The organism is Streptomyces sp. NBC_01268 (assembly GCF_036240795.1).
Lineage (GTDB): Bacteria > Actinomycetota > Actinomycetes > Streptomycetales > Streptomycetaceae > Streptomyces.
In genome coordinates, this window is record NZ_CP108454.1 from 1,839,984 (window position 1) to 1,859,670 (window position 19,687).

At 74.2% G+C, this 19,687-nt stretch carries 19 protein-coding genes and 1 pseudogene; 7 read left to right on the forward strand and 13 right to left on the reverse strand.

Annotation, left to right across the window (positions count from 1 at the left end; genetic code table 11):
- The first annotated feature begins 74 nt into the window (after positions 1 to 74).
- The 3 genes from OG309_RS07930 (at position 75) to OG309_RS07940 (ending at position 2,632) form a co-directional block, all read left to right on the forward strand.
- Positions 75 to 686, forward strand: a complete 612-nt coding sequence (locus OG309_RS07930; protein WP_329419282.1) for a hypothetical protein — start codon at positions 75 to 77, stop codon at positions 684 to 686.
- Entirely contained in the window at positions 686 to 1,426 is a 741-nt protein-coding gene (locus OG309_RS07935) for a 3-keto-5-aminohexanoate cleavage protein (protein WP_329419284.1), read from the forward strand. Before OG309_RS07930 ends, OG309_RS07935 begins: the two co-directional genes overlap by 1 nt.
- Positions 1,427 to 1,558: 132 nt before the next feature.
- Positions 1,559 to 2,632: an RNA ligase (ATP) gene (locus tag OG309_RS07940; protein ID WP_329419285.1), complete on the forward strand. Its 1,074-nt coding sequence runs from the start codon at positions 1,559 to 1,561 to the stop codon at positions 2,630 to 2,632.
- Between the two features lie 111 nt (positions 2,633 to 2,743).
- On the opposite strand, the gene soxR is transcribed toward OG309_RS07940, so the two are convergent.
- Complete coding sequence (gene soxR / locus OG309_RS07945) at positions 2,744 to 3,205, reverse strand: redox-sensitive transcriptional activator SoxR (protein ID WP_329419287.1); 462 nt, start codon at positions 3,203 to 3,205, stop codon at positions 2,744 to 2,746.
- A gap of 139 nt (positions 3,206 to 3,344) precedes the next feature.
- On the opposite strand from soxR, the gene OG309_RS07950 reads away from it, so the two are divergent.
- Complete coding sequence (locus tag OG309_RS07950; protein ID WP_329419288.1) at positions 3,345 to 3,806, forward strand: MaoC family dehydratase; 462 nt, start codon at positions 3,345 to 3,347, stop codon at positions 3,804 to 3,806.
- On the opposite strand, the gene OG309_RS07955 is transcribed toward OG309_RS07950, so the two are convergent.
- The 3 genes and pseudogenes from OG309_RS07955 to OG309_RS07965 form a co-directional block, all read right to left on the reverse strand.
- A complete protein-coding gene (locus OG309_RS07955; protein ID WP_329419289.1) occupies positions 3,797 to 4,423 on the reverse strand; it encodes a TetR/AcrR family transcriptional regulator in 627 nt (208 codons plus the stop codon). The genes OG309_RS07950 and OG309_RS07955 overlap by 10 nt on opposite strands.
- 76 nt (positions 4,424 to 4,499) lie before the next feature.
- Positions 4,500 to 4,712 (reverse strand): annotated as a pseudogene (locus OG309_RS07960) (YiaA/YiaB family inner membrane protein); the annotation flags it as partial.
- A 103-nt stretch (positions 4,713 to 4,815) separates the two neighbouring features.
- Positions 4,816 to 5,979 (reverse strand): acyl-CoA dehydrogenase family protein, encoded by a 1,164-nt coding sequence (locus OG309_RS07965; protein ID WP_329419290.1) that lies wholly within the window; start codon positions 5,977 to 5,979, stop codon positions 4,816 to 4,818.
- Between the two features lie 52 nt (positions 5,980 to 6,031).
- Here OG309_RS07965 and OG309_RS07970 point away from each other — a divergent pair, with 52 nt between their 5' ends.
- From OG309_RS07970 to OG309_RS07980, 3 genes are all read left to right on the forward strand, one after another.
- The gene (locus OG309_RS07970; RefSeq protein WP_329419292.1) at positions 6,032 to 6,688 is read left to right on the forward strand and encodes a TetR/AcrR family transcriptional regulator; all 657 of its coding nucleotides are present in this window, start codon (positions 6,032 to 6,034) and stop codon (positions 6,686 to 6,688) included.
- A gap of 149 nt (positions 6,689 to 6,837) precedes the next feature.
- Entirely contained in the window at positions 6,838 to 7,533 is a 696-nt protein-coding gene (locus tag OG309_RS07975; RefSeq protein ID WP_329419293.1) for an ArsR/SmtB family transcription factor, read from the forward strand.
- Between the two features lie 101 nt (positions 7,534 to 7,634).
- Positions 7,635 to 8,543: a DMT family transporter gene (locus OG309_RS07980; RefSeq protein ID WP_329419295.1), complete on the forward strand. Its 909-nt coding sequence runs from the start codon at positions 7,635 to 7,637 to the stop codon at positions 8,541 to 8,543.
- Positions 8,544 to 8,652: 109 nt separating this feature from the next.
- On the opposite strand, the gene OG309_RS07985 is transcribed toward OG309_RS07980, so the two are convergent.
- From OG309_RS07985 to OG309_RS08025, 9 genes are all read right to left on the reverse strand, one after another.
- Complete coding sequence (locus tag OG309_RS07985) at positions 8,653 to 9,732, reverse strand: Zn-dependent alcohol dehydrogenase (RefSeq protein WP_329419297.1); 1,080 nt, start codon at positions 9,730 to 9,732, stop codon at positions 8,653 to 8,655.
- A 29-nt stretch (positions 9,733 to 9,761) separates the two neighbouring features.
- Complete coding sequence (locus OG309_RS07990) at positions 9,762 to 11,153, reverse strand: aldehyde dehydrogenase family protein (RefSeq protein WP_329419299.1); 1,392 nt, start codon at positions 11,151 to 11,153, stop codon at positions 9,762 to 9,764.
- Between the two features lie 551 nt (positions 11,154 to 11,704).
- Positions 11,705 to 11,968: a hypothetical protein gene (locus OG309_RS07995; protein WP_329419300.1), complete on the reverse strand. Its 264-nt coding sequence runs from the start codon at positions 11,966 to 11,968 to the stop codon at positions 11,705 to 11,707.
- 130 nt (positions 11,969 to 12,098) lie between these two features.
- The gene (locus OG309_RS08000) at positions 12,099 to 12,758 is read right to left on the reverse strand and encodes a class F sortase (RefSeq protein WP_329419302.1); all 660 of its coding nucleotides are present in this window, start codon (positions 12,756 to 12,758) and stop codon (positions 12,099 to 12,101) included.
- A 157-nt stretch (positions 12,759 to 12,915) separates the two neighbouring features.
- On the reverse strand, positions 12,916 to 13,596 hold the full coding sequence (locus OG309_RS08005) for a hypothetical protein (RefSeq protein WP_329419303.1): 681 nt from the start codon (positions 13,594 to 13,596) through the stop codon (positions 12,916 to 12,918).
- A 153-nt stretch (positions 13,597 to 13,749) separates the two neighbouring features.
- On the reverse strand, positions 13,750 to 15,207 hold the full coding sequence (locus OG309_RS08010; RefSeq protein ID WP_329419304.1) for a CitMHS family transporter: 1,458 nt from the start codon (positions 15,205 to 15,207) through the stop codon (positions 13,750 to 13,752).
- Between the two features lie 122 nt (positions 15,208 to 15,329).
- Positions 15,330 to 17,543, reverse strand: coding sequence for a molybdopterin oxidoreductase family protein (locus OG309_RS08015; RefSeq protein WP_329419305.1), 2,214 nt, complete (start codon positions 17,541 to 17,543; stop codon positions 15,330 to 15,332).
- A gap of 102 nt (positions 17,544 to 17,645) precedes the next feature.
- Positions 17,646 to 18,329: a TetR/AcrR family transcriptional regulator gene (locus tag OG309_RS08020; protein ID WP_329428208.1), complete on the reverse strand. Its 684-nt coding sequence runs from the start codon at positions 18,327 to 18,329 to the stop codon at positions 17,646 to 17,648.
- 19 nt (positions 18,330 to 18,348) lie between these two features.
- A complete protein-coding gene (locus OG309_RS08025) occupies positions 18,349 to 19,623 on the reverse strand; it encodes a hypothetical protein (protein ID WP_329428210.1) in 1,275 nt (424 codons plus the stop codon).
- Positions 19,624 to 19,687: the final 64 nt, after the last annotated feature.

Here is a 19,687-nt window from a genome sequence, read left to right on the forward strand (position 1 = left end):
TCGATGGAACACGAGACGGCTCTCGTTCGTCCCTCTCATATCGCCGAAGTGCCAGCGACGGAGGTGGGCAGACGATGGCCGGGTTCCGGAGTCTTGCGAGACAGGTCCGTGATCCAGGGAGCGACACGGCCTTGCGACGGTATTCGCTGCGCAAGTGCCTTGAGCGGTTCGCGCCCTACGGTCACCGGGCGACCTGGGACCATCTGTGCCGGAGCCACGGCTTCGGCCCGGAGGACCGGGAAGCCGATCCGGGGCGGCTGGTGGCCGCCCTGGACGAGCTGGAGCAGGCGCGGGCGGTGTGGCTCGCGTACGAGGCGGAGTTCGCCGAGCGCAGGCGGCGGGAGAAACACGGCGGGCTGCGCCGGCCGGGCGCGCTCGACGAGTGGCACCGCCGGATCTGGGGCGGCAACGGGGTGGCGCGCTGCGACGATCCCGCCCGCCATCCGCAGGAGCCGCTGCCCGAGGTGGTGGGGCGGCTGGTGGCCGCGTTGAAGCGGGGGCCGGGCGACCACTGTCCGGTCTGCGCGGGGCCGCACATCGAGTGGCGGGCGGAGCTGCGGGACGAGCCGTGGTTCGGGCCGGTGTGCGAGGACTGCGGGGTGCTGATACCCCGCGCCGTCCTCACGTCCCGGGCGCTCGCCCGGACCCGTGGGGACGCGCTGCCGCGCCTGGCGTCGGTGGCGTGATGCTCCAGGTCGCTCTCAACGGGGGCCACGGGCCCGGGGATTCGGCCGCGGTGCCGATGTCCCCGGTCGCGATGGCCGAGGCGGCGGCCGCCGCCGTCGCCGCGGGCGCCGACGACGTGCACGTGCACCCCAAGACCCCCTGCGGCGGCGACACGCTCTCGCCTCGGGTCCTCGCCGACACGCTGGCCGCGATCCGCGCGGCCGTGGACGTGCCGGTGGGCGTGACGACCGGGGTCCGCTCGGAGCGCGACCCGGTGCGCCGGCTCGCCCGGGTCCGCGCCTGGACGGCGCTGCCCGACCACGCCTGCGTCAACTGGCACGAGCCGGGGGCCGAGGCCCTCGCCGCCGCCCTGCTCGGCCGGGGCGTCGCCGTCGAGGCCTGTCTGCGGTCCGGCACGGACGGTCCGGCCCGATTCCTGCGCTCCTCGCTGGCCCCGCGCGTGCTGCGCGTCCACGCCGAGGTGACGGACCCCTCCCCCGTGACGGCCGAGTCCACGGCACGCGCCCTGCTGGCGGCCCTGGCCCGCTCCCCGCACTCCCGCCCGGTCCTGCTCCACGGTTCCGGCGCCACCGCCTGGCCGCTGCTGCGGCTGGCCCGGCAGCTCGGCCTGGGCACCCGTATCGGCCTGGAGGACACCCTGCTGCTGCCCGACGGCAGCCCGGCCCGCTCCAACGCCCAGCTGGTGTCGGCGGCGCTGGCGGCGCCGATCCCGGCCCGGACGGCGGGGACTTCGGCCTGACGGCGACCCGACTCCCGCCGCAAGGGAGCGACGCTAGCAGGCGGTAAACCGGTCGCCCAGCGAATTCCCCCGGGGCACAGTGTGCGGCGATGACCACACCATCGCACCCCACCGAGCGACCGGAGTCCTGACATGTCGACCCTGCGCGTCACCGCGGAGACCCTGACCGTGCACGAGCACCCGAACGCCGACGCGCTGGAGCTCGCGCAGGTCGGTCTGTACCGGGCCATCGTGGCGAAGGGCGGGTACCGGACCGGTGACGTGGCGCTCTACATCCCTGAGCAGGCGGTGCTTCCGCTCGCGCTCGTCGACGAGCTGGGACTCACGGGGCGGCTGGCCGGCAAGGCGGGCGACCGGGTCAAGGCGGTGCGGCTGCGCGGGGAGCTGTCGCAGGGGATCGTGTGCCGGCCCCAGGCGCTCGACGGGGTGGACCTGGCCCGCGCGGCCGCCGAGGGGACGGACTTCGCCGAGCTGCTCGGGATCGTCAAGTGGGCGCCGCCGGTGCCGCCGACGATGAGCGGGGACGTCGAGTCCGCGCCGGATCTGCTGCCGTGGGTGGAGATCGAGAACCTGCACCGCTTCCCGGACGTCTTCGCGCCGGGCGAGCCGGTGGTCCTGACGGAGAAGCTGCACGGCACGGCCTGCCTGGTGACCCACCTCGCCCAGGAGGACCGGACGCTCGTCTCGTCCAAGGGCTTCGGCGCGAAGGGCCTGGCCCTGCGGGAGGACCCGCGCAATCTGTACTGGCGCGCCGTGCTGGGGCACGGGCTCCCGGCCGTCGCGGCCCGGCTCGCCGAGCGGCTCGGGGCGCGCCGGATCGGCCTGTTCGGCGAGGTGTACGGGGCGGGGGTGCAGGACCTGGCCTACGGGGCGAACGCGCGCGCCGAGGACGGGCTCGGGTTCGCGCTCTTCGACCTGTGCGCCGAGATCGACGGCCACGTCCGGTGGCTGGACCCGGCGGAGGTGCTGGAGCCGGGCGAGCTGCCGCTCGTACCGCGGCTGTACTCCGGCCCGTACGACCTCGACACCGTCCTCGCGCTGGCGAGCGGCCGGGAGACGGTCTCCGGGCGGGAACTGCACCTGCGCGAGGGGGTCGTGATCCGCGCGGCGACCGAGCGGCACAGCCCGGTCGTCGGCGGGCGGGCGATCGCGAAGGCGGTCAGCCCGGCGTATCTGACCCGCAAGGGCGGCACCGAGTACGAGTGACCGCCCGCCACAGAGCCGAGCGGGGGCCCGCCCACGGGGGTGGCGGGTCCCCGCTCGTTCCTTTTTCCGGGGCCTCGCGCGGACCCTGGTCAGGCCTCGTGCGGACCCTCGTCAGGCCTTGCGCTCGGGCATCAGGCGCGAGCCGCTCAGCTGGTCTCCGAACACGTCGTCGGGGTTGGACAGGACGCACTTCTCCAGCGAGAGGCAGCCGCAGCCGATGCAGTCGCTCAGGTGGTCCCGCAGCCGCCCGAGCTGCTTGATCCGCTCGTCCAGCTCGGTCCGCCAGGCCGCCGAGAGCAGCGCCCAGTCCTCGTGGGTGGGCGTGCGTTCCTCGGGCAGCCGGGTGAGGGCGTCGCGGACGGTCGCGAGCGGGATGCCGACCCGCTGGGCCGCCCGGATGAAGGCCACGCGGCGCAGGGTGTCCCGGCCGTAGCGGCGCTGGTTGCCGCTGGTGCGGCGGCTGCTGATCAGGCCTTTGGACTCGTAGAAGTGGAGGGCCGAGACGGCCGCTCCGCTGCGCGCGGACAGCTGACCGACGGTGAGTTCGTGGATCTTCTCGGGAATCTGCGGCACCCGGTCGAGCCTACGCGAGGGGCGTTCCGGTCCGTTGACAGGAGGCCGTCCGCCCCCACATGCTGAGCAAGCGCTTAGACATCACGGGGCTTCACCGGGACAGCACCGGCACACCGCCGGGACGAGAGGGAGCGGGAACATGGCCGAGCCGAGGATCTTCACCTCCGCCGAGGAGCTGCGCGCCGGGATCGGCGAACAGCTGGGCCACAGCGACTGGCTGGAGATCGAGCAGAAGCGGATCGACCAGTTCGCCGACGCGACGGGCGACCACCAGTGGATCCACGTCGACCCGGAGCGCGCCGCCACCGGCCCGTTCGGGCGGACGATCGCGCACGGCTACCTGACGCTGTCGCTGCTGCCGACCCTGGTCCCGCAGATCATGCGCGTCGAGGGCATGCGGATGGGCCTGAACTACGGCACCGACAAGGTGCGCTTCCCCGCCCCCGTGCCGGTCGGCTCACGGCTGCGCGCCACCGCCGTGCTCACCGAGGTGACGGAGGCCGGCGGCGGGGTGCAGGTGACGGCGAAGGTGACCGTGGAGCGCGAGGGCGGCGACAAGCCGGTGTGCGTCGCCGAGTCGGTCTCCCGCTACTACTTCTGAACCCCCGCCATCCGCAGCACGAGGTCGGCGTAGAGCGCGCCGACCTCGTCCGGCGTCCGGCGCCCCTGGGTGTTGAACCAGCGCGAGACGTCGATGCAGAGGGAGAGCACCGCGACGGTGGTGCCGGCCACGTCGGGGACGTCGAACTCCCCGGCCGCCACGCCCTCGTCGAGGATCCGGCGCACGGTGGCGTCCGACTCGCGGCGCAGCGCCACGATCTCGGCGCGGTGCTCGGGGCCGAGGGCGTCGAGCTCGTACTGCACGACGCGGGCGGTGGTGTGCCGCTCGGCGTGCCAGCGGACGAAGGACCGTACGGCGTCGGCGAGCCGCTCGGCGGCCGTGCCCTGCCCGTCGGCGGCGTTCCGCAGGATCTCCAGGGCCTTGTCGTGGCCGATCCGGCTGATCCGGTGGAGCAGCTCTTCCTTGGTCTTGTAGTGGATGTAGAGCGCGGCCGGGCTCATGCCGGCCCGGCCCGCGATGTCACGGGTCGTGGTGGCGTGGTAGCCGCGCTCGGCGAACGCCTCGACGGCGGCGACCAGCAGCCGCCGGGCCGCTTCGGGCGTGACCTCGCCCCACGGCATGTCCTCGCCGCCGGGCGTCTCCTCCGTCACGCTCATCGCACTCTCCTCGTCGGGCCTTCGGGACGAACACCATACAACGAAGGTGAGCAAGCGCTTAGAGAGTGGCGGCTCAGCTTTCCTGCCGGTCGCGGACGACCTTGGCGAGCGTGAAGGCGGAGGTGGTGAGGTAGAGGACGGCGACGGCGAGGAAGCCTCGGACCCAGGCGCTGGCGTCGAGCTGGTAGATCCCGACCGTCACGGCCAGGAGCGCGACGCCGAAGGAGAGGATCGCCTGCACGTAGTAGGCGGGGGTGTTCTGCTGCTGCTTGACCGGGTGTTCGCTCATGCCGGACAGCATCGGGCGGATGTGGCCGGCGCCACATCCGCCCGGATACTCAGGCGGCGCCCCCGGGTACTCCCCGGGTACTCCCTGGATCCCGCCCGGATACTCAGAACGCCGAGACCCCTGTCAGCGCCCGCCCGATGATCAGCTTCTGGATCTGGCTGGTGCCCTCGTAGAGGGTCATCACGCGCGCGTCCCGCAGCAGCTTGCCGACCGGGTACTCGTCGATGTAGCCGTAGCCACCGAAGACCTGGAGGGCGTTGTTGGCCGCGCGGACGGCGGCCTCCGAGGCGAACAGCTTGGCCTTCGAGGCGGCCGTGGCGAACTCCTCGCCCCGGTCGACCAGGTCCGCGACCCGCCAGGTGAGCAGCCGGGCCGCGTCCACGTCGACCGCGATGTCGCTGATCAGCTCCTGCACCAGCTGGTACGAGGCGATGGGCTTGCCGAACTGCTCGCGCTCCCCCGCGTACCGCACCGCCGCGTCGAGCGCCGCCTGCGCGATGCCCACGCAGCCCGCTGCCACCGACATGCGGCCCTTGGCGAGCGCGGACATGGCGACGGAGAAGCCCTTGCCCTCGGGGCCGAGCATCGCGCTCGCCGGCACCCGGACGCCGTCGAGGACCAGCTCGGCGGTGGCCTGGCCGCGCAGGCCCAGCTTGCCGTGGATGGCACGGCGGGTGAGGCCGGGGGTGTCGGTGGGCACGAGGAACGCGGAGACGCCCTTGTGGCCGGGGGCGTCCCCGGTGCGGGCGAAGAGCAGCACGACATCCGCCCAGGTGCCGTTGGTGATGAACATCTTGCTGCCGTCGATCACGTACCCGTCGCCGTCGCGGACCGCCCGGGTGGCCAGGTTCCCGGCGTCGGAGCCGGTGCCGGGCTCGGTCAGGCCGAAGCAGCCGATCGCGTCACCGGACGCGAGCCGCGGCAGCCAGCTCCGCTTCTGCTCCTCGTCGCCCCAGGAGGAGATCGTCTTGGCGACCAGGCCGAGGGAGACCGAGACGATGCCGCGCACGGAGGAGTCGCCGCGACCCAGCTCCTCCGTCACCAGGCAGTACGCCAGGTGGTCGCCGCCCGAGCCGCCGTACTCCTCCGGGATGGTCAGGCCGAGGAAGCCGACCGCGCCCAGCTTCTTCACGATCGACCGGTCGACGTCCTCGGCCCGGTCCCACTCGACGACGTGCGGGGCGACCTCACGGGCGACGAAGTCCTCGGCGAGCCGTCGCACCGCCGTCTGTTCCTCGCTCAGCTCCAGATTCACCGCGCCACCCATCCTCTTTTAATTACCACTGCTAGTTTTCGTGGCCAGGCCTACTATGTGCGCCATGGCCCGACCGCGCAAGCCCCTCCTCAGCCGAGACCGCATCGTCGCGACGGCGGGAGCGCTCGTGGACGCCGAGGGGCTCGCCGCCCTCTCGACCAGGCGGCTCGCGGCCGAACTCGGCGTCAGCGGACCCTCGCTCTACAACCACTTCCGGACCAAGGACGAGATCCTCGACGCGGTCGCGGACGCGGTCAGCACCAAGATCGACCTGTCGATGTTCGCGGCCGACGACCCCCGCGACTGGCGCACCGCCCTGCACGACTGGGCGGTCTCCTACCGGGCCGCCCTCGCCGACCACCCGCACATCGTCCCGGTCCTCGCCCAGGGCCCCGGCCGCCGCCCGGCCGGCCTGAGGGTCGCCGACGCGGTCTTCGGCGCGATGGTCCGCGCGGGCTGGCCCCCCGCCCAGGCCACGTACATCGGCGCGCTGATGCGCTACTTCGTCACCGGCTCCGCCCTCGGCTCCTTCGCCCGCGGCTTCGTCGACGACGAGACCGCCTACGACCCCGCCGACTACCCGCACCTCGGCCAGGCCCACCTCCTCGCTGAGCGGCGCGAGAAGGTCGACGAGGGCGCCTTCGAGACGGGACTGCGGGCCCTGCTCGACGGACTCGGGACGCAGTACGCGCAGTACGCGGAGCCTGCGCAGCCCGGGTAGCCCGCGCCGTCCGGGCAGCCATCGCCGTCCGGGCAGCCATCGCCGTCCGCCCGATCCGCACAGCCCGTGCCGTCCGCCCGATCCGGGCCGGGCGTCCCGACCGCCATGGTTCGGCCATGGCCGAACCATGCCTGCGCCATGCTGGTGCCATGGCCCCCAAAGACCTCGCCTCGCTCGCCGCCCTCTTCGCCGACGAGACCCGCGCCGCCTTCCTGCTCGCCCTGCTCGACGGGCGCGCCTGGACCGCCGGGGAGCTGGCCCGCCACGCGCGGGTGGCCCCCTCGACCGCCAGCGAGCACCTGGGCAAGCTGGTCGCGGGCGGGGTGCTCGCCGAGGAGCGGCAGGGACGGCACCGGTACGTCCGGCTCGCCGACCCCGGCATCGCGCACCTCGTCGAGGACCTGGCCGCCCGCTCCGAACCCGCCGGGCCCCGGGCACCGCTCGGGCTGCGGGCGGCGAGCGCCGGGCAGGCCATGGCGCGCGGCCGGACCTGCTACGACCATCTCGCCGGGCGACTCGGCATCACCCTCACCGACGCCCTGACCGCCCGCGGACTGCTGCGCCAGGACACCGGGTTCGCGCTGACCGACCCGGGCATGGCCTGGTTCGAGGAGCTCGGCATCACCCTCGCGTCCAAGGGACGGCGGCCCGTCGCGCGCGGCTGCCTCGACTGGACCGAGCGCCGGCAGCACCTCGCCGGGCTCGCGGGGGCGGCACTGTGCCGGCACGCGATGGACGCCGGGTGGTGCGTACGGATCGGGTCGGAGCGCGCGGTGAAGGTGACACCGGAAGGAGAACGGGCGCTGCGCGCACGCCTGGGCATCGAGGCGGAGGCGCTGCGGTGAGGCGGTCGGCGCGGGAGGCGCCGCGGGGAGCCGCCCGGTCCGCGGCTGCGGCGCCCGATATTGCGGTGAGCGCCGAACGGTCCGCGCCGTACGGTCGGTCCATGCCGAACCGAACCTCACGTCTCGCGCTCGCCGCCGCCGGTGTCACCGTCGTCCTGTGGGCCTCCGCCTTCGTGTCCATCCGCAGCGCGGGCGCCGCCTACTCCCCCGGCGCCCTCGCCCTGGGCCGGCTCCTCGCCGGCTCCCTGGTGCTCGGCGCGGTCCTGCTGATACGCCGCGAAGGGCTTCCGCCGCGGGCCGCCTGGCGCGGGATCGGCGTGTCCGGGCTGCTGTGGTTCGGGGTGTACATGGTGGTGCTCAACTGGGGCGAGCAGGAGGTCGACGCGGGCACCGCGGCGATGGTCGTGAACATCGGCCCGATCCTGATCGCCCTGCTCGGCGCGCGCTTCCTCAAGGAGTCGCTGCCGCCCCGACTGCTCGCCGGCATGGCGGTGTCCTTCGCGGGCGCGGTGGCCGTCGGGCTCTCCATGTCCGGCGAGGGACACGCCTCGGTCCTCGGCGTCGCGCTCTGCCTGCTGGCGGCGATCGCGTACGCCGGGGGTGTCGTCGCCCAGAAGCCCGCGCTGGCGCACGGCAGCGCGCTCCAGGTGACGACCTTCGGGTGCCTGATCGGCGCGGCGGCCTGTCTGCCGTTCGCCGGGCAGCTCGTCGAGGAGGTGGGCCGGGCCCCGCTGTCGGCGACCCTCAACATGGTCTACCTCGGCGTGTTCCCGACCGCCCTCGCCTTCACCACCTGGGCCTACGCCCTGGCCCGTACGACCGCGGGCCGGATGGGCGCGACGACCTACGCCGTGCCGGCCCTGGTGGTGCTGCTGGCCTGGGTGTTCCTGGGCGAGCTGCCGGGGCTGCTCACGCTGGGCGGGGGCGCGCTGTGCCTGGCCGGCGTGGCGGTGTCCCGGTCGCGGCCGAAGCCCGTGGTGGCGGCTCCGGTCGGGACCGTACGGGGCTAGGACCGGTCCGCGGGAGTGCCGGGACCGGTCCGGAGGGGCCTGAAAGGACGCCGTGGAAGAGACGGGTCCGGAGGAGGCGGCCCGGAAGAGGCGGCCCGGAAGAGGCGGCCTAGAAGACGACCAGTGCCCGGCCGCCCTTGCCCGCGAGCATGTTCTCGAAGGCGCCGGGGATGCCCTCCAGGGTGATGCGTTCGGTGACCAGGGCGCTCAGGTCGAGGCGGCCGGCGCGGATGTGCTCGGCGAGGACCGGGAGGTCCTCGGCCGGGTTGGAGTTGCCGTAGACGCAGCCGGACAGGGTGCGGCCCCAGTGGAAGAGCTCCAGGGCGTTGAAGGTGACCTGCTGGTCCTTGCCGCCGATGCCGACGACGGTGGTGCGGCCGCCGCGCCGGGTGGCGTCCCAGGCGGTACGGATGGTGGCGGCGCGGCCGACGCACTCGACGGACACGTCGGCGCCGTGGCCGCCGGTCAGCTTCCGGATCTCCTTGGCGGTGGTGTCGGAGGCGACGACGTACTCGGTGGCCCCGGCGGCCCGGGCCAGCGCCTCCTTCTCGGGCGACACGTCGACCGCGACGATCGTCGAGGCACCGGCGATCCGGGCGGCCTGGAGGGTGGCGAGGCCGACGCCGCCGACGCCGAAGACGGCCACGCTCTCGCCCCGCCGGACCCGCGCGGAGTGGTGGATCGCGCCCCAGCCGGTGAGGACGGCGCAGCCGAGCAGGGCGGCGTCGGTGAGCGGGACGCCGTCCGGGACGGGCAGCACGCAGTTCGCGGCGACGACGGTCTCCTCGGCGAAGGCCGCCACGTTGAGCCCCGGGTGGAGCTCGGTGCCGTCCTGGGTGCGGGCGTACACGGCGGCGGCGCCGCTCAGCGCGTGCGCGCAGAGCCAGACCTCGCCGATCGAGCAGTGGTGGCAGGTGCCGCAGGACGGCGCCCAGTTGAGGACGACGCCGTCGCCGGGGGCGACGTGGGTGACGCCCTCGCCGACGGAGACGACCGTGCCGGCGCCCTCGTGACCGAGGACGGCGGGCACGGGTACCCGCATCGTCCCGTCGGACAGCGACAGGTCGGAGTGGCAGACCCCTGCGGCGGCGAGGCGGACCCGGACCTGTCCGGGGCCCGGCTCGGGCAGTTCGATGCCGGTGATCTCCAGGGGAGAGCCGATGGCGGGCAGGACGGCGGCGCGGATCACGGATGGGGCTCCTCGGGTGAGTACGGCGCTCAGAACTGCAGGGACTTGGTCTGGAGGTACTCGGCGAGCCCGTGCGCGCCGAGCTCGCGGCCGACACCCGACTGCTTCCAGCCGCCGAAGGGGGCCAGCGGGTTGAACCGGCCGCCGTTGATGTCGACCTGGCCGGTCTCCATGCGGCGGGCGAAGGCGACGGCCTCGTCCGGCTCTCCCCAGACGGCGCCGCCGAGCCCGTACACCGTGCCGTTGGCGATGGCGAGCGCGTCGGCCTCGTCCTCGTACCGGATGATCGAGACGACCGGGCCGAAGATCTCCTCCTGGGCGATGGTCATCCCGGGGGTGACGTCGGCGAAGACGGTCGGGGCGACGTAGTAGCCGGTCGGGCGCGGGGCCTCGGGGCCGCCCGCGACGAGCCGGGCGCCCTCCGCGACGCCCTTCTCGATGTAGTCGCGGACGCGGTCGCGCTGCCGGGCGCTGACGAGGGGGCCGAGACGCTCGCCGGGGACGTACTTGGCGACGGCCTCGGCGGCGAGCGCGACGGCCTCCTCGTACCGCTCGGCGGGGACCAGCATCCGGGTCCAGGCGCTGCACGTCTGGCCGGAGTTGGACATGACGTTGGCGACGCCGACGGCGACGGCCTTGCCGAGGTCGGCGCTGGGCAGGATCACGTTGGCCGACTTGCCGCCCAGTTCGAGGGCGACGCGCTTGACCGCGCCGCCGGCGAGGGCGCCGATCCGCCGGCCGACGGCGGTGGAGCCGGTGAAGGAGACGAGGTCCACGTCGGAGTGCTCGGCGAGGGCCTGCCCGGCGACCGCGCCGAGGCCGGTGACCAGGTTGAAGACACCGGCCGGCACCCCGGCGGCGTGGACGGCCTCGGCGAAGAGCTGGGCGGTCAGCGGGGTGTCCTCGGCGGGCTTGAGGACGACGGTGCAGCCGGCGGCGAGGGCGGGGGCGACCTTGGCGACGATCTGGTGGAGCGGGTAGTTCCACGGGGTGATCGCGGCGACGACGCCGACCGGCTCGGAGTAGACGGTCGAGTTGCCGACCTTCTCCTCGAAGGGGTGGGTGGCGGCGAGCTCGGCGTACGAACCGGCCACGGCGATGGGCAGTCCGGCGTGCACGGCGGCGGCGAGCTGCGGCGGGGCACCGAGCTCGGCGGTGACCGTGGCGGCGATCTCCTCGGCGCGGGCGGCGAGCGCGTCGCGCAGCGCGCCGATCCGGGCGGCCCGCTCGGCGGGCGGGGTGGCGGCCCAGCCGGGGAAGGCGGCACGGGCGGCGCGCACGGCGGCGTCGACGTCCTCTGCGGTCCCGGCCGGGACGTGGGCGATGACCCGCTCGTCGGCGGGGTCGATCACGGCGATCGTCTCCGCGGATGCCGCGGGACGCCACTCCCCGCCGATGTACATCGCGTCGTGGGCCTTCATCCGCTGTCTCCTCACACGTCGGGGCGGCGCGCTTGCTCGCGTGACCGGGACCCAAACTAGCGCTGTTAGTTTTCGGGCGCCAGGCCCCTTCCCGCCCCCGCGCCGATCCCCCGGGGCACACCGAGAGGCAACGCACCGGCGCCACCCGGCCGCCCTCCCGACACCGGGCGCCCGATGCCCGATCACCGATCACCGCTGCCCGATGCCCGATGCCCGATGCCCGATGCCCGATGCCCGATGCCCGATGCGATCCTCGCGTTCCGCTTCCCGCCCTGTCCACAGGCACCCCGGACAGCCCTACCGCCCGCGAACTGGGGGGTTCCGCCTTGCCGGGCCGGTCGGGTGCGGCACGCGGGCCGGCCGACGGGGGCCCCGGGTGCGCGGGGTGCGGGGTCTGGCGTGCGGGGCGCGGGCCAAGGGGGCGCGGGGGCGGGAAAGGAGGATGCGGACCCGTCGGCCGGTGTGGGAGCGGCCGGGAGGGGCGCAGGCCTGGACCCGGCGGCGGCACGGGCCTGCGTGCGGAGGGGAGGGAGGCGTGCGGCTCTACGGGCTCACGTCGCCGAGGCCCTGGACGGCTGGTCGGCGGACCGGCCGGCCACGGAGTGGTCCGCGCCGGGAGAGGAGTGTCCCGAACCGGCTTCTCCGCTGCCGCCCTTGGGCTGGGTCCGCCCGGAGGCGGGCGCGGTCCCGAGGAGGAGCGGGACCAGCCTGTTCCGGGCGACGGCGTGGCTGCTCGGCGCGTCGGGTGCGGAGCGGCCGTGATGCTGGTGCCGGACGATCTCCACGCGGCGGACGCGGGCTCTTTCCGGCTCCACGGCCATCTTGCGGGCCGGGCCCGCGGGTCCGGAAGGGGTTGGCGATGACTCGCCACCGTCCGCGTCCGACCGGCCGGGGCGAGCCGGTGGCGCGGGCAGGCCGGGGCGGCGCAGGGCCGCCCCGGCGGGGTCAGATCTGCCGGTCGACGCCCGTGAGGTGGGCGAAGACGACGATGTTCGACTCGTAGCCCGCCTTCCGGTCGAAGGTTCCGCCGCAGGTGAGCAGGCGCAGTTCGGGGCGGCCCGTGCTGCCGTAGACCTCCTTGTCGGGGAAGGCGGACTTGGCGTACGTGCGGACCCGGTCGACCGTGAAGACGGCGACACGGCCGTCGGCACGGGCGATCCGGACGGTGTTGCCAGGGGCGAGCGCGTTGAGGTTGAGGAAGATCGCCGGTCCGGTGCGGGTGTCGCGGTGGCCGACGACGACGGCGGTGCCGCGTTCGCCCGGAGCCGGGCCCTCGGCGTACCAGCCGACGATCCGGGGGTTGCCGATCGGCGGAGTGGCGAGTACGCCGGAGGCGTCGAGGCCCAGCTTGACGACCGGGGCCTCGATGGTGATGGCGGGGACGGCGAGGGTGGTGGGGCGGGACCGTCCCAGGGGTGCGGGGGGCGGCTGGGGTTTCGCCCCGGCTCGATCCGCTGCGCGGGGGAGACCCTTCGGCTTCGGGTCTCCCGGGGCCGCGGCCGGCTGGGCCACGCCGTGTGCGGCGGCGCCGGCGGCGAGGGCCGGCCCTTCCGGCTCACCGTCCTGGGCCCACCAGACGACGCCGACGACCAGGGTGAGGGTCACGGCGACGGTCCGCGCGAGCCTGAGGAGCCGGCGCCGCCGGCGGGTGGTGGGTCTGCGCGAGGCGGGCCCGCGCGGGTGGGTCCGGCGCGGGCTCCGCTCGCTCGGGGAGGCGGAGGGAGCCCGGCCGGTGGATACCGTCCTGCGCGGGGAGGGGGACCTACGCGGCGCCATCGTTGCGGCGGCGTGCACGACGGACGAGGATCAGGCCGGCGGTGCCGGCGAGACCGGCGGCGAGGGCGGATCCGACGCCGAAGGCGGAGCCGTCGTCAGAGGCGGTGGTGTCGGCGGAACCGCCGCCGCCCGCTCCGACGGGGCCGTGCGGCGGCTTGTGGTGGCCGTGCCCACCGTTGCCGCCGCCGTTGTCGCCGCCTCCGTTGGCGGGTGGCGGCGTGGTGGGAGGCGGCGTGGTCGGCGGGTTGGTGGGGTTGTCGCAGTCGACCCGGAAGACCTTGCTCTTCTTGGCGCCCTGCTGGCCCACCCACGTCACCTCGACCTTGTACATGCCATCGGGGAGCGTCATGTCGGGGCTGTAGCCGTTGTGCGCGGAGTCGAGGGCGATGTCGCCCGACCGCACGGCCGGCGGGGTACCCGGGGGCTGGTTGTAGATGTCCCAGTGGATCGTGTCGAGGTCGTTGAAGTTGAAGGCAGCGAAGTGGAACTCGCAGACCTGCGGTTGGTTGCTCTGGTCGGGTTCGACCGTGCCCGCACGGTGAACCTTGATGTCGCCGTCGTCTCCGGGGGCCGCGAAAGCGGCGGGAGCGCCCGCCAGGGTGGCGGCACCCAGGGTGAGGCCGACTACGGCGGCGGAGAGCAGGGGACGGACAGCCTGAGCGGTCATGCGGAGTTCCTCCAGTCGTACCGACATCGGATCAATGGACCGATAATCTGACTATTGGTCATCACATGACTACGGAGGGTGGCACCAGGCCGTGCCACCCTCCGACTTCCACCCGTCCGGCCGTGCGCCGGACCTCCGCCCGGCCCCGAACGCCTAGATGATCCCGAACAGGATCCCCGTCGCGAGCACCACCAGCGAGGTCAGCGCGGCCCACTTCACCGTGAACCGGGTGTGGTCGCCGAACTCCACCTTCGCCATGCCGACCAGCACGTACACCGCCGGGACCAGCGGGCTCGACATGTGCAGGGCCTGACCGACCAGCGAGGCACGGGCGATCTCCAACGGGGACACGCCGTGGGCGGCGCCGGCCTCGGCGAGCACCGGCAGGACGCCGAAGTAGAAGCCGTCGTTCGACATGAAGTAGGTGAGCGGGAGGCTCAGCACCCCGGTGACCAGGGCCATGTGCGGCCCCATGCCCTCGGGGATGGCACCGACCAGCCAGTCGGCCATGTGCTTGACCATGCCGGTGCCGGTGAGCACACCGGTGAAGACCGCGGCGGCGAAGACCATGCCGGCGACGTTGAGGACGTTGTCGGCGTGGGCGGCGATGCGGGCCTTCTGCTCGCCCATCTTCGGGAAGTTGACGGTGAGCGCGAGCGCGGCGCCGAGCAGGAACAGCACCGGGATCGGCAGCAGCTCCATGATCATCGCGGCGAGCAGCACGACGGTCAGTCCGGCGTTGAACCAGTACAGCTTGGGACGCAGGGTCGCGCGGTTCGGGTCGAGGCCCTGGAAGCCGCCGTCGGCCGCCTCCCCGGCGCCCGTTTCGGCGCTCTCGGGGAGGTCACCACCGGAACCGGCTCCCTTGGTGCCGTTCGCCCCCTTGCCGCCCTTGCCGCCCTTGCCGCCCTTGCTTCCCTTGCCGGCACCGCCGCCCGCCCCGACCAGGACGGTCTCGGTGTCGGCCTGCGCGACCAGCACCTCGTCCAGGCTGAGGTAGCCGATGCGCTTGCGCTCGCGGCGGCCCAGGACGTAGGCGAGGACGAAGACGAAGAGCAGTCCCATGGCGAGCGCCGGGATCATCGGGACGAAGATGTCGGCCGCGTCCAGCTTGAGCGCGGTGGCCGCGCGGGCGGTCGGGCCGCCCCAGGGGAGGGTGTTCATGACGCCGTTGGCGGTGGCGGCGACACCGGTCATGACGACCAGGCTCATGCCGAGCCGCTTGTAGAGCGGGTACATCGCCGAGACGGTGATCATGAAGGTGGTGGAGCCGTCGCCGTCCAGCGAGACGATCGCGGCGAGCACCGCCGTACCGACCACGACGCGCATCGGGTCGGCCTTGCAGAAGCGCAGGATGCCCCGGACGATCGGGTCGAACAGGCCGACGTCGATCATGACGCCGAAGTAGACGATCGCGAACATCAGCATCGCGGCCGTCGGAGCCAGCTTGCCGACGCCTTCGATGACGTAGTCGCCCAGCTGGGCCCCTTGTCCGACGGCGACGCAGAACAGCGCGGGAATCAGCACGAGCGCCGCGATCGGCGACATCTTCTTCATCATGATCAGGACCAGGAAGGTCGCGATCATGGCGAAGCCGAGGATGGTTAGCATGGGAGGGACACCTCACGTTCACCCTTGAACTCCCGCCAGAGCGGCGGTGCGGATGACGGTAGGTGGCCCGTTCCGGCGTTAACAAGATGTTGACGCGTGAGCAATACGAGCAAAACCCCAGGTCACGGCATGGGCGTCCCGCCCGGGGCGACCTGGACGGGGAAACCGTTGAGGACGGCGGTGCCCGACAGCGGGTCGAGCAGGGAGCCGTCGAGCAGCTGGTTGACGTTGACGCCGGGGCGGTCGGAGGCGACCGCGAGGCGGGTGCCCGGGCGGTCGTGGCCCCAGCCGTGCGGCAGGCTCACCACGCCCGGGCGCACGGTGTCGGTGATCTCGACCTCGGCCTCCAGTTCGCCACCGGCGCCCTTGACGCGCGCGAGGCCGCCGGCGGCGAGGTCCAGCCGGGCGGCGTCGTCCGGGTGGACCTGGAGGGTGCAGCGGTTGGAGCCGCCGGTGAGGGCGGGGACGTTGTGCAGCCAGCTGTTGTTGGAGCGCAGATGACGCCGCCCGACGAGCCGCAGCACGCCCGGGTCGGGTGCGTGGTCGAGCACCGCGCGGAGGCGGGGCAGGTCGGCCGCGAGGGGCGCGGGCAGCAGCTCGATCCGGCCGCTGCGGGTCTTCAGGAGGCCGGGCAGACGGGGTTCGAGGGGGCCGAGGTCGATGCCGTGCGGCGCCGCCCGGAGGGCGTCGAGGGTCAGCCCGTACGGCCCGAGGCGGAGCATCAGGTCGAGGCGCCGCTCGGGCCCGGTGGCCCCGGTGAGGCTCGCGGCCAGGGCTTTCGGGTCCTGGCCGTGAACGGGCGAGTGCTCCTGGGCGACGGCTCTGGCCAGGGCGGTGTCGACGGCGAGCTCGTCCACGGCCGCGTGCGGGGTGCCGTGGAGTCCGGAGACGGCCAGGATCAGCCGGGCGTGGATCTCGCACTCGTCCATGCGCCCCTCCCCCAGGGGCACGGCGGCGGGCGTGTAGCGGGCCTGGTTGCGCACCGCGAACTGGTTGAAGGCGAAGTCGAAGTGCGCGCTCTGCGAGGGCGGCGGCGGGGGCAGCACGACGTCGGCGTGACGCGTGGTCTCGTTGAGGTACGGGTCGACGCTGATCATCAGATCGAGGGAGCCGAGGGCGGCGTCGAGGCGGTGTCCGTCGGGTGCGGACAGGACGGGATTGGCGGCCACGGTGATCACCGCGCGGACGCGGCCCTCCCCCGGGGTGTCGATCTCCTCGGCGAGGGCGGCCATGGGGAGTTCGCCCTTGGCCTCGGGGTGGCCGGAGACCCTGCTGGCCCAGCGGCCGAGCGCGAAGCCCTTGCCCGGGCCCGCCGGGCGGGGCGCGGGGGCGGTCGCGGCGAGCGGGAAGAGGGCGCCGCCGGGCCGGTCGAGGTTGCCGGTGAGGACGTTGAGGACGTCGACGAGCCAGTTGCCGAGGGTGCCGTACGCGACGGTGGAGGAGCCCATCCGCCCGTAGACGGCGGCGGTGGGGGCGGCGGCCAGCTCGCGGGCGGTGGCGCGGATGGCGCCGGCGTCCAGGTCGCAGGCGGCGGCGACCGCCTCGGGGGTGAACGCGCGGACGGCCTCGCGGACTTCCGCCACGCCGTCGACGTGCGGCGCGAGGGCGCCCAGGCGGACGAGGTCCTCGGCGAAGAGGGTGTGGACGAGGGCGGCGAGGAAGAGGGCGTCGGTGCCGGGGCGGATGGCGAGGTGGCGGTCGGCGAGACGGGCGGTGCGGGTACGGCGGGGGTCGACGACGGTGAGGGTGCCGCCGCGCCCTCGGAGCGCCTTGAGCCGGCCGGGGAAGTCCGGGGCGGTGCACAGGCTGCCGTTGGAGTCGAGCGGGTTGGCTCCGAGCATCAGCAGGTGGTCGGTGCGGTCGAGGTCGGGCACGGGGACGGCGAAGGCGTCGCCGAAGAGCAGGCCGCTGGAGACGTGCTTGGGCATCTGGTCGAGGGTGGACGCGGTGAAGAGGTTGCGGGTGCGCAGGGCCCCGAGGAGCAGCGGCGGATAGAGGGCGCCGGCGATGGTGTGGACGTTGGGGTTGCCGAGGACGATGCCCACGGCGTTCGGCCCGTGCTCCTCGATCAGCGGCCGGACGCGGGCGGCTATGCGGTCGAAGGCCTCGTCCCAGGTGGCCTCGCGCAGCACCCCGTCGTCGCGGACGAGGGGGCCGGTGAGCCGGTCGGGATCGGCGTCGACCTCGGGGAAGGCAGCGCCCTTCGGGCAGAGGAAGCCCCGGCTGAAGACGTCGTCCCGGTCGCCCCGCGCGCCGGTGACCCGGTCGCCGTCCAGGGTGAGGGTGAGCCCGCAGGTCGCTTCGCACAGGGGGCAGATGCGCAGGGCGGTGGACATGGCGGTCTCCCTGGGGCGGCGGCGGTGGCACGCGGGCAGTCGCGAGCATACCGACCGGTAGGAAGGTGCGACAGGTCCTGACGCGGACCCCGCTCCGGCCGCTCAGCCGAGGGAGGGTGCGAGGTAGGCGCGGAGGAGGGCGCGGGTCTCGGCGATCAGGGCGGGGTCGCCGGACGGGTCGGCGCGGAAGGCGAGTTGGAGCAGGGCATCGGTGGCCTCGACGCCGACGAGCACCTGACGGCGCAGCGCCTCGTCGGCGGTGCGGCCGAGGGGGGCGGCCAGCAGGCCGCAGATCCGGTCGGCGACGAGCTGGTTGGGGGGCTCCTCGCCCGCCTCGCCGGGGGCGGGGATGCCGAAGTCGACGCGTGCGAAGCCGGGCACGGTCCGCTTCATCGCGAGGTACTCGTCGAGGACCGCGTCGACGAGGCCGAAGGCGGTGGCGGCGTGCTCCGCCTCGGCGCGCAGCGCGTCGAGGCGGACGGCGATGCGCGCGGCATAGCGGTCGAGGTTGCGGTGGGCGAGGGCGGTGGCCAGGGCGCGCTTGTTCGGGAAGAAGCGGTACACGGAGCCGATGGGGACGCCCGCCCGGGCGGCGACGGCGCGGGTGCTCAGCTGCTCGTAGCCGGTCTCGTCGAGGAGTTCGGCGCAGGCGTCGAGGATCCGGGCGAGGCGTTCGGCGCTGCGCTGCTGCACGGGGGCGCGGCGGAGCGCCGGAACGGTCTGCGCGGCCTGGGCGGCGTGTGGCGACGGCGGGGACTGCGGGTCGGGCTGGGGCACGGGGACCATCATGCCGTTCCGGCCGGGCTCAGGCGATCAGCAGCCCGATGCCGCCGAGGGTGTACGCGATCATCAGCGCGAACAGCGGGAGTTGTCCGGCCACGGCCCGGTCGGGCGGGAAGAGGCGGGCGGAGCGGTCGTGGGCGGCGATGACGCCGAGGACGTGACCGATGACGATCGAGGCGACCTGGAGGGTGGCGAGGCCGCCGGGGCCCAGTGGCGGAGCGGGCGAGGGGGCGTTGTCAGTGCCCGCTGCCATGATGACCGTACGTGGCCCTTCGGTGGCGAAGAGTGAGAAGTAGTGGGCGACGAGGTAGCCGAGGGCGATGGGCAGGAGCGAGTGGGCGAAGGAGGTGAGCGGAGTGGTGAGTGGGCGGTTCAGCAGACGCAGGGCGCCTGCGCAGAGTCCGTAGAGGAGGGCGACGAGGGCGACGGCGGCGAGCAGTCCGAGGGTGGCGGTGGGGGTGCGCCCGAGGGCCGAGGTCTGCAGGACGCCGATCCAGCGGGGGTTGTCGGAGAGGCCGTCGTAGGCGGTGGAGCCGAGGAGGACGCAGACGGAGGCGACGAGGCCGGGGACGGGCGGGGTGGCGTCGAGGCCGTTGAAGGGGGAGCGCACGACGAGGCGGCCGTCGGCGCGGCGGCCCAGGGGGGAGAGTCGGGCGAGGAGGGAGGAGTAGACCTCGAAGGGGTCGGCGTGGGCGAACCAGTCGGGTCCGTACCGGGCGGCGCCGAGGAGGTGGACGGCGGTGTGCGCGCCGAGGGCGGTGAGGAGGACGGCCGCGGAGGTGTTGTCGGGGGCGACGAGTTCGAGCCAGGTGAAGAGGAGGAGTCCGGCGGCGGCGGGCCGGATGCCGAGCCGGGCGGGCAGGGGGCGGGGTGGGCGCCCGGCGGGACGGAGGCGCCGGAGCAGGGCGTGGAGGGTGCGGAGCGGGTTGAGCAGGCGCCAGACGGGGCCGAGGAGGAGGGAGGCGGGGACGAGCCCGACCCAGAGCAGGACGTAGACGGCCCCCGGCGCCGGGTTGCGGTCGGGGTCGTCGGGGCCGAGGAGGAGGTGGAGGACGAGGAGGAGCGCGGCGGCCGCGCCGAGGGCCCGCAGCGCGGTGCGGGTGGCGGGGGCGTCGGCGAGGTGCTGGACGGCGGCGGGCAGGGGGCGGCCGGCCCGGTCGCCGCGGAAGCGGGAGGAGGACCAGAGCAGGCCGAGCGAGAGGAAGGAGACGAAGAGCGCGGCGAAGGCGCCCGCGTAGGCGTAGAAGGGCGAGAGGGGCAGGTCGTGCTGGGCGCCGACGCCGTGGGCGAGCGGCAGGGTGGCCGGGCCGGGGAGGGGCAGGCCGGCGGCGCGGAGTCCGGCGGCCGCCAGGCCGGTCGCG

What these genes read in the sequence shown, in the direction of transcription:
- OG309_RS07930 (WP_329419282.1), top strand. Translation starts at nt 75, where the DNA reads ATGGCCGGGTTCCGGAGTCTTGCGAGACAGGTCCGTGATCCAGGGAGC.
- OG309_RS07955 (WP_329419289.1), bottom strand. Translation starts at nt 4,423, where the DNA reads ATGAGCGTGACGGAGGAGACGCCCGGCGGCGAGGACATGCCGTGGGGC.
- OG309_RS07980 (WP_329419295.1), top strand. Translation starts at nt 7,635, where the DNA reads ATGCCGAACCGAACCTCACGTCTCGCGCTCGCCGCCGCCGGTGTCACC.
- OG309_RS07935 (WP_329419284.1), top strand. Translation starts at nt 686, where the DNA reads ATGCTCCAGGTCGCTCTCAACGGGGGCCACGGGCCCGGGGATTCGGCC.
- OG309_RS07975 (WP_329419293.1), top strand. Translation starts at nt 6,838, where the DNA reads ATGGCCCCCAAAGACCTCGCCTCGCTCGCCGCCCTCTTCGCCGACGAG.
- OG309_RS08010 (WP_329419304.1), bottom strand. Translation starts at nt 15,207, where the DNA reads ATGCTAACCATCCTCGGCTTCGCCATGATCGCGACCTTCCTGGTCCTG.
- OG309_RS08015 (WP_329419305.1), bottom strand. Translation starts at nt 17,543, where the DNA reads ATGTCCACCGCCCTGCGCATCTGCCCCCTGTGCGAAGCGACCTGCGGG.
- OG309_RS07950 (WP_329419288.1), top strand. Translation starts at nt 3,345, where the DNA reads ATGGCCGAGCCGAGGATCTTCACCTCCGCCGAGGAGCTGCGCGCCGGG.
- OG309_RS08020 (WP_329428208.1), bottom strand. Translation starts at nt 18,329, where the DNA reads ATGGTCCCCGTGCCCCAGCCCGACCCGCAGTCCCCGCCGTCGCCACAC.
- OG309_RS08005 (WP_329419303.1), bottom strand. Translation starts at nt 13,596, where the DNA reads ATGACCGCTCAGGCTGTCCGTCCCCTGCTCTCCGCCGCCGTAGTCGGC.
- OG309_RS07970 (WP_329419292.1), top strand. Translation starts at nt 6,032, where the DNA reads ATGGCCCGACCGCGCAAGCCCCTCCTCAGCCGAGACCGCATCGTCGCG.
- OG309_RS07990 (WP_329419299.1), bottom strand. Translation starts at nt 11,153, where the DNA reads ATGAAGGCCCACGACGCGATGTACATCGGCGGGGAGTGGCGTCCCGCG.
- OG309_RS07940 (WP_329419285.1), top strand. Translation starts at nt 1,559, where the DNA reads ATGTCGACCCTGCGCGTCACCGCGGAGACCCTGACCGTGCACGAGCAC.
- OG309_RS07965 (WP_329419290.1), bottom strand. Translation starts at nt 5,979, where the DNA reads ATGGGTGGCGCGGTGAATCTGGAGCTGAGCGAGGAACAGACGGCGGTG.